Source organism: Rosenbergiella gaditana (assembly GCF_018494065.1).
In the GTDB taxonomy this organism is placed as follows: Bacteria; Pseudomonadota; Gammaproteobacteria; order Enterobacterales; family Enterobacteriaceae; genus Rosenbergiella; species Rosenbergiella gaditana.
The window spans coordinates 1-239 of record NZ_JABBFR010000091.1; the positions used below are offsets into that span (position 1 = coordinate 1).

Annotated in this window: 1 pseudogene; it reads right to left on the reverse strand. The window is 28.0% G+C overall.

Features of this window, described 5'->3' with window-relative positions:
- Positions 1-59 precede the first annotated feature (59 nt).
- Positions 60-239, reverse strand: a pseudogene (locus HH682_RS15580) (hypothetical protein); the annotation flags it as partial.

Genomic DNA, 239 nt, shown 5'->3' on the forward strand with positions numbered 1-239 from the left:
TAAGAAGAGAGAATCTTCGCAACAGTTTTTCTCGAAAATATTTCGACATTTTCTAATTGCTATTTTAAAAATTCTTGGTTTTTAGAGTTTTTAAGTGTTCTGGATTTTAATAGTGTTTTCATTTGATTTCTCGCTAACTCATTTAGCTTAAGTAATCTTTCTTTTTGAGAATAACCATCACTGATTAATTCAGCATTTCTTGATTGAAGGTTGTTTAGCACTATTAGTTCTTCTATAGT